Here is a 6,613-nt window from a genome sequence, read left to right as displayed (position 1 = left end):
TGTCGAGCTTGATGATGAAGGCCGGATCGAAAATGTCGAGCGGACGGAGCGAGATCATGCCGCCCGGATCGAAGTTCGCGTAGAGATTCAAGCTTTGATTCAACAGGTAATAGGCATCGGTGCCGATGATGGGCGTGAGCGCCCAATATTCGGGCGTCGGGGGCTGCGGATCACCGGCCGCGACGTCGCACACCGCCGCGCCCGAGCTGTCCTGACCGGCGCTCAGCCACAATGGCTGGCCCGCGCTCCGGTCCTTGCAGGCGATACAGAAACTGGGGTCGGCCACTTTCTCTCTCCATCATCGGGGCGACGACAGGACCGGCAGGGCGATCATCGCCAAGCATATCCGGGAGACGCGGTACGACGAGCAGCGAAGAACGCAAATCAAGTGCGCCTCGCCGCGTACCGAGTCAAGGTTGCGATCGAATGACGGCATCGATGCGGCGAAAGGGCGGAAGTCGTCAACCAAGGCCAAGTGGCTAGTGGTCAAAGAGTTCTTCCAACGACGTTCGCTCCGGTGTCCAGCCGTCGTAGCGCGTCTAGGCAGGGAGAACGGGATCGAAGGGGAAGGGATCGTCGGGCGAGTCGTTCATCCGCCAGCTTATGCGGGCGGGGAGGGGATGTAGGAAAGTTGTTTCAGCCTTTCCTCACATCCCGCTCATGGCTTTCATCCCGGATCGCGCCAGGACGAAGCCGCAATCCTCACGGGAGACGAGCGGATGACTGGAGCGAGCGAACGGGCCCATGCGGGTCTATGGAACCCTTGGCAGATCGCGCGCTGGAGCGCGGCGCTGGTGGTGCTGACGATCCCGGCGGTGATGATGCAGTTTAGCGACGAATGGCATTGGACGCCCGCCAGCTTCGTCCTCGCCGGGGTCGTGATCGGCGGTGTCCTGCTGCTCTACGAATATGCGGAGCGGCTGAACGGCAGCCGGGCCTATCGGGCGGGCATCGCGGTCGCGCTTCTGACCTCGTTCCTGACCGTATGACGACGATCGTCCGCGACGACGGCAATGGCATCGGCTTCTTCCTGCTGATCATGGCGGCGGCGGTCGGCGCGTTCGCCGCCTGGTTCGGGGCGGCGGGCATGGCGCGGACCATGCTCGGCGTCGCGATCATGCAGGCCCTGCTCGGCCTCGCCATCGCCACCGCGCCGGTGACCGCCAGCGTGCCGGACGGGCCGTCCAGGGCGCTGCTGTTCAGCGGCTTCTTTGCGGTGCTGTGGCTGATCTCGGCGGCATGTTTCCGGGTCGCCGTGAAGCGGGAGGGTTGAGGGGGTGGCCGAGCTGTATTGACCGGGACAGGCGCCGGTCCAGGCTGCTCCCAGGTGACGCGACCTGGTCAACCGGGGACGGGCGAAGGGCGGCTGAACCGCCTCGTGCCCTCTCCCCTTCAGGGGAGAGGGTCGGGGAGAGGGGGCGGCGTCGGCAACGCCTCGGCGATGGCGAACAGCACGCCGTCCAGATTGCCCATGACCTCCGGATTCGTGAACCGCAGCACCCGGTAGCCGCGACTTTCGAGGAAGGCCGTTCGGGCGGCGTCATATGCCTCGTGACCCGCATGCGTCTCGCCGTCGACTTCGACGACCAACATGACTGGCGTCCGGCACGCGAAATCAACGATGTAGCGTCCGATCACGACCTGTCGCCGAAACTTGGCGCCTTCGAACCGTTTCGCGCGGAGTTCGAGCCAGAGCTTCAGTTCCGGCCCGGTCAGCTCGCGCCGCATCTTCTTCGCGCGTTCGAGCAACTCGCCGTCCCGCATCGACTCCCCCTCTCCCAACCCTCTCCCCTGAAGGGGAGAGGGCTATGTGCCGCGTCGCCGGCTAAGCCCCGGGCGCGATGACAGTCGGCAATGGGTTTGCGCGCATTCCCCTTCGATTGCGCAGCCGGTACTTGCTCTGATACTCGCGCCTCTGCTTTGCGACTTCATACAGGACGATGCCCGAGCTGGTGCCGAGGTTGAGGCTTTCGATCATGCCGAACATCGGAATGCTAACGCACATCTCGCTTCTCTCGACGGCACGATCGCTGATGCCGCTCGCCTCGCTACCGAACCAGACGGCGAGCTTGGAGTGAATGGTAAAGTCGCCCTCGTGAAGGAAGATGCAGGCCTTTCCCTTCACGTGCGGCGACGTGACGATCGATTTGAAGTTCATTTTTTCAAGGTGATCGAAACAGTCATCGGTGCTGTCGAACCGCTTCACGAAAGTCCATTTCACCGCGGAAACAGAGGTCTTCGAAACGCCTTTCCGCTCGCGCAAATCCTGCCAGTCGTCAGGGAGAGCATGGCGTGGATCGACGACATAGACCTTCTCGACGCCCAAGGCGTTCACGTTCCGGATTACCGTTCCGATGTTCTTGATGTCGGTCGGGTTCTCAAGCACCGCGATCAAATTCTTGCACCGAAATGGTTTGATCTCCTCGGCGCGTCTGCGGACGGATTTCTTCGATCCGCTTTTCTCCTCGGTGGATTCGTCCAATATTCTCACTCCACACTCACAAAGCTATCCAGCACGCGCTTTCGCCCCGAGTGCTCGAAGTCGATCTCCAGCTTGTTGCCTTCGATCTCGGCGACGGTGCCGTAGCCGAACTTGCTGTGGAAGACGCGCTGGCCGATGGCGATGTCGGCACGGCCGGGGTTGCCGAGGCTGACGGCGCTGGCGCGGGATTCTCTCGGCGCTGACGCGCCGAGACCCCTCACCCCGCTCGCCCTTGGCGAGTCGCCCTCTCCCACAAGGGGAGAGGGTTTTGCCTTGGAGCGAAACTCAGCCGTGGACTCCGCGACGCGATCGGCGAAGCTGATGTAGCCGCGCTCGGCGGCGGCGCGTTGCCAGCCAGGGCCTCTCCCGGTGCCGCGGGCGACGTCGGCGAAGGGGTCGGACCGCTCGGACCAGTTGGCGCGCCATAGGGACTCGCCGCCGGTCATCGTCGTTTCCTCCTCGGTGTTCGCCGCCGGAAGCTCGGCGACGAAGCGGCTCGGGATGCTGCTGGTCCACTGGCCGTAGATGCGGCGATTGGCGGCGTGGAGGATGACGCAGCGGCGGCGGGCGCGGGTGATCGCGACATAAGCGAGGCGGCGCTCCTCCTCGAGCGCGGCGTTGCCGCCCTCGTCCAGCGCGCGCTGCGAGGGGAAGACGCCTTCCTCCCAGCCGGCGAGGAAGATGGTGCCGAACTCCAGCCCCTTGGCGGCGTGGATGGTCATGATCGTGACCTTGTCCGCCTCGCGGTCGGCGTCATTGTCCATGACGAGGCTGACATGCTCGAGGAAGGCGCCGAGTGTCTCATACTCCTCCATCGCGCGGGCGAGCTCGGCGAGGTTTTCGAGGCGGCCGGCGCTCTCGGCGGAGCGATCGGCCTGGAGGGCGGCGGTGTAGCCGGATTCGTCGAGGACGAGGCGGGCGAGATCGGGGTGGGAGAGGGGCTTAGCGCCGCTCGCCCCTCCACCGCGCTCCGCGCGGTCCCCCTCCCCATCGCTTTGCGACAGGGAGGATAAGAGCGACCGCCACCTTGCGAAATCGGCAACAAGGTTGCCGAGCGATTTGCGGGCGGCGCCGGTGAGCTCGTCGGTGTCGAGGATGCGGGCGGCGGCGAGGCTCAGCGGAATCTGCTCGGCGCGGGCGAGCAAATGGAGCTTCGCCACCGCCTTGTCGCCGAGACCTCTTTTGGGGACGTTGACGATCCGCTCGAAGGCCAGGTCGTCGGCCGGCTGGGCGATGACCCGCAGATAAGCGAGGGCGTCGCGGATCTCGGCGCGCTCGTAGAAACGGAAGCCGCCGACGATGCGGTAGGGCAGGCCGATGGCGATGAAGCGGTCCTCGAACTCGCGGGTCTGGAACTGGGCGCGGACGAGGATGGCGGCGTCGTCGAGGCGCCCCGGTTTTCCATTGGCGCCGCGAAGCTGGAGCGTCTCCAGCTCCTCGCCGACGCGGCGGGCCTCCTCCGGCCCGTCCCAGACGCCGATCACCTGCACCTTCGGCCCTTCGCCGCCCTCGTCGTCCTTGACCTCGGTCCAGAGCGTCTTGCCGAGGCGGCCGGCATTCTGGGCGATCAGGCCGGAGGCGGCGGCGAGGATGTGCGGGGTGGAGCGGTAATTCTGCTCCAGCCGGATGATCTTCGCGCCGGGAAAGTCGGTCTCGAAACGCAGGATGTTCGAGACTTCTGCTCCTCTCCACGAATAGATCGACTGGTCGTCGTCGCCGACGCAGCAGATGTTCCGGTGGCCCTGGGCGAGCAGGCGGAGCCACAGATACTGGCTCTGGTTGGTGTCCTGATATTCGTCGACGAGGATATATTTGAAGCGCTGCTGGAAGAGCTCGAGCACGTCGCGGTGCGTCTTCAGGATGACCAGCATGTGCAGCAGCAGATCGCCGAAATCGCAGGCGTTGAGGTCGCGCAGGCGCGCCTGATAGAGGGCGTAAAGCTTCGCGCCCTTGCCGTTGGCGAAGGCCTCCGCCTCGCCGGCATCGACCTGGTCCGGGGCGAGGCCCTTGTTCTTCCAGCGGTCGATCATCCCGCCGAGCAGCCGCGCGGGCCAGCGTTTCTCGTCGATATCGGCGGCAAGGATCAGCTGCTTGAGCAGGCGGAGCTGGTCGTCCGTGTCGAGGATGGTGAAATTGGATTTCAGCCCGACCAATTCGGCATGGCGGCGGAGCATCTTCGCGCCGATCGAGTGGAAGGTGCCGAGCCATGGCATGCCCTCCACCGCCTCGCCGACGATGCGGCCGACGCGTTCCTTCATCTCGCGCGCCGCCTTGTTGGTGAAGGTGACGGCGAGCAACTCGGACGGCCAGGCGCGGCGGGTGTAGAGGAGGTGGGCGAGGCGCGCGGTGAGCGCCGCCGTCTTGCCGGTGCCGGCGCCGGCGAGGACGAGCACCGGGCCCTCGGTTGTGAGCACCGCCTCGCGCTGCGGCGGGTTGAGGCCGGCGAGGTAGGGCGGTTCCGGAGCGGTTGCGACAGGCTGACTCACCCGCGAACAGCTAGGGAACGCGGGGGCTCAGGGCAAGCTGGCTGAAGGGCTTAGCTCTGGTCGTCGACCGGGGCGCCGGGGCCGTTGGACTTGATCGAATCGATCGCGTTCTGGGCGCCGGCCTTGGACGAATAGCCCTCGGTCCAGAAGATCGATTCCGAATTGTAGCTGAAATAGGCGCGGTACTCGCCCTTGGCGTCCTTCTTGATGATGAACTTGTGGGCCATCGAATCCTCCTTCGTTTCGGGGGCGAGCCTAACATGGGTCAGGCGCGCTTCAAGCCTCCGCGAGGGTGAGCAAAATGACATGTGCCTTGCCGAAGCGTCGCTCCGCCGCAGGCTTGAGCAGCGGGGAGATGGCGAGGCTCTCGTTGGCGTTCGTTTCGATGCTGAGCCAGCCGCCGGGGGCGAGCCAGCCGCCCTGGCCGATCCGATCGAGCAGCATCTGGGCGAGCGGCGTCGCATAAGGCGGGTCGGCGAGGATCAGGTCGGCGGGCGGGCTGGGCGGCAGCGCGTGCTCGACCGGCTGGACGCGGATCTCGGCGCGATCTGCCGCGCCCAGCTTCGCGATATTCTGCTTCAGAACCTCGGCGGCGGCGCGATCCTTCTCGACGAACAGGCAATGCGCCGCCCCACGTGACAGCGCCTCCAGCCCGAGTGCGCCTGAACCGGCGAACAGGTCGGCGACCCGCAGGCCCTCGAACGAGCCGAGGCGGCTGGCGAGCATCGAGAACAGCCCTTCGCGGGCGCGGTCGCTGGTCGGGCGGGTGGCGAGGCCGGGCGGCACAAGCAGCGGCCGGCCGCGCCACTGGCCGGCGAGGATCCTCACTCTTTAATCCTCCCTGCGCCGCAGGCGTGGGGAGGGGGACCGCGCGGAGCGAGGTGGAGGGGCTTTGCGGGACTGGGTGGCCCCTCCACCATGCTTCGCATGGTCCCCCTCCCCATCGCTTCGCGACAGGGAGGATAGCGATTTCCGGAACGCGGCGACATCCTGCCGCCGCACCTCGTCGACCGTGCCGGCGGGGAGGTCGGCGAGGGGGAAGGGGCCGTAGGCGGTGCGGATCAGGCGGGAGACCTGCAGGCCGAGATGCTCGAGCACCCGGCGGACCTCGCGGTTCTTGCCCTCGCGGAGGCGCATCTCGACCCAGGCGTTGCGGCCGGTGCGGCGCTCCAGATTGGCGTCGATCGGGCCGTAGCGGATGCCGTCGATCTCGATCCCCTGGATCAATTGCTCAAGCCGCTCCTGCGAGATGTCGCCGAACACGCGCGCCCGATAGGCGCGCTCGACACCGGTGGCGGGCAGCTCGAGCTGGCGCTTGAGCTCGCCGTCGGTGGTGAGGAGGAGCAGGCCCTCGGTGTTGAGGTCGAGCCGGCCGACCGGCATCACGCGCGGCAGGCCCTTAGGCAGCCGGTCGTAGATGGTCGGGCGGCCCTTGGGGTCGCGCTCGGTGGTGAGCAGGCCGGCGGGCTTGTGGTAGCGGAACAGGCGGGCCGGCTCGGGCGCGCGGACCGCCTTGCTGTCGACGGTGACGCCGGCCAGCGAGACGAGCAGGGTGGCGGGCGTCGTCACCAGCTCGCCATGGATCGCGATCCGGCCTTCCGCGATCATCCGCTCGACTTCGCGGCGCGAGGCGATGCCGGCGCGG

The 6,613-nt window shown here is 66.7% G+C and carries 9 protein-coding genes; 2 read left to right on the top strand and 7 right to left on the bottom strand.

Annotation, left to right across the window (positions count from 1 at the left end; all coding sequences use genetic code 11):
- The coding region (locus ACT4N3_RS06905) for a hypothetical protein (RefSeq protein ID WP_444854475.1) at positions 1-286 on the bottom strand (286 nt) is incomplete at its 3' end.
- A 433-nt stretch (positions 287-719) separates the two neighbouring features.
- On the opposite strand from ACT4N3_RS06905, the gene ACT4N3_RS06900 reads away from it, so the two are divergent.
- Together ACT4N3_RS06900 and ACT4N3_RS06895 are read left to right on the top strand one after the other, a co-directional pair.
- Positions 720-989 (top strand): hypothetical protein, encoded by a 270-nt coding sequence (locus ACT4N3_RS06900; RefSeq protein ID WP_444854474.1) that lies wholly within the window; start codon positions 720-722, stop codon positions 987-989.
- Positions 986-1,273 carry a hypothetical protein gene (locus ACT4N3_RS06895; RefSeq protein ID WP_444854473.1) on the top strand — a complete coding sequence of 96 codons (288 nt, stop codon included), beginning with the start codon at positions 986-988 and terminating at the stop codon, positions 1,271-1,273. Before ACT4N3_RS06900 ends, ACT4N3_RS06895 begins: the two co-directional genes overlap by 4 nt.
- A gap of 119 nt (positions 1,274-1,392) precedes the next feature.
- Here ACT4N3_RS06895 and ACT4N3_RS06890 read toward each other — a convergent pair whose 3' ends face one another.
- The 6 genes from ACT4N3_RS06890 to ACT4N3_RS06865 form a co-directional block, all read right to left on the bottom strand.
- Positions 1,393-1,764 carry an endonuclease domain-containing protein gene (locus ACT4N3_RS06890; RefSeq protein ID WP_444854472.1) on the bottom strand — a complete coding sequence of 124 codons (372 nt, stop codon included), beginning with the start codon at positions 1,762-1,764 and terminating at the stop codon, positions 1,393-1,395.
- Between the two features lie 61 nt (positions 1,765-1,825).
- The gene (locus ACT4N3_RS06885; RefSeq protein ID WP_444854471.1) at positions 1,826-2,482 is read right to left on the bottom strand and encodes a TrmH family RNA methyltransferase; all 657 of its coding nucleotides are present in this window, start codon (positions 2,480-2,482) and stop codon (positions 1,826-1,828) included.
- Between the two features lie 5 nt (positions 2,483-2,487).
- Complete coding sequence (locus tag ACT4N3_RS06880; RefSeq protein ID WP_444854470.1) at positions 2,488-4,968, bottom strand: ATP-dependent helicase; 2,481 nt, start codon at positions 4,966-4,968, stop codon at positions 2,488-2,490.
- 50 nt (positions 4,969-5,018) lie between these two features.
- Complete coding sequence (locus ACT4N3_RS06875) at positions 5,019-5,195, bottom strand: YegP family protein (RefSeq protein ID WP_444854469.1); 177 nt, start codon at positions 5,193-5,195, stop codon at positions 5,019-5,021.
- Positions 5,196-5,244: 49 nt separating this feature from the next.
- Positions 5,245-5,796: a 16S rRNA (guanine(966)-N(2))-methyltransferase RsmD gene (gene rsmD, locus ACT4N3_RS06870; protein WP_444854468.1), complete on the bottom strand. Its 552-nt coding sequence runs from the start codon at positions 5,794-5,796 to the stop codon at positions 5,245-5,247.
- A gap of 3 nt (positions 5,797-5,799) precedes the next feature.
- Positions 5,800-6,613 (bottom strand): pseudouridine synthase (locus tag ACT4N3_RS06865; RefSeq protein WP_444854467.1); only part of this gene is annotated, 814 nt, incomplete at its 5' end.

Origin of the sequence: Sphingosinicella sp., assembly GCF_052388015.1 — a bacterium.
Lineage (GTDB): Bacteria > Pseudomonadota > Alphaproteobacteria > Sphingomonadales > Sphingomonadaceae > Allosphingosinicella.
The sequence above is the reverse complement of the archived record's forward strand: the minus strand, read 5'-3'. Positions and strand labels throughout refer to the sequence as shown.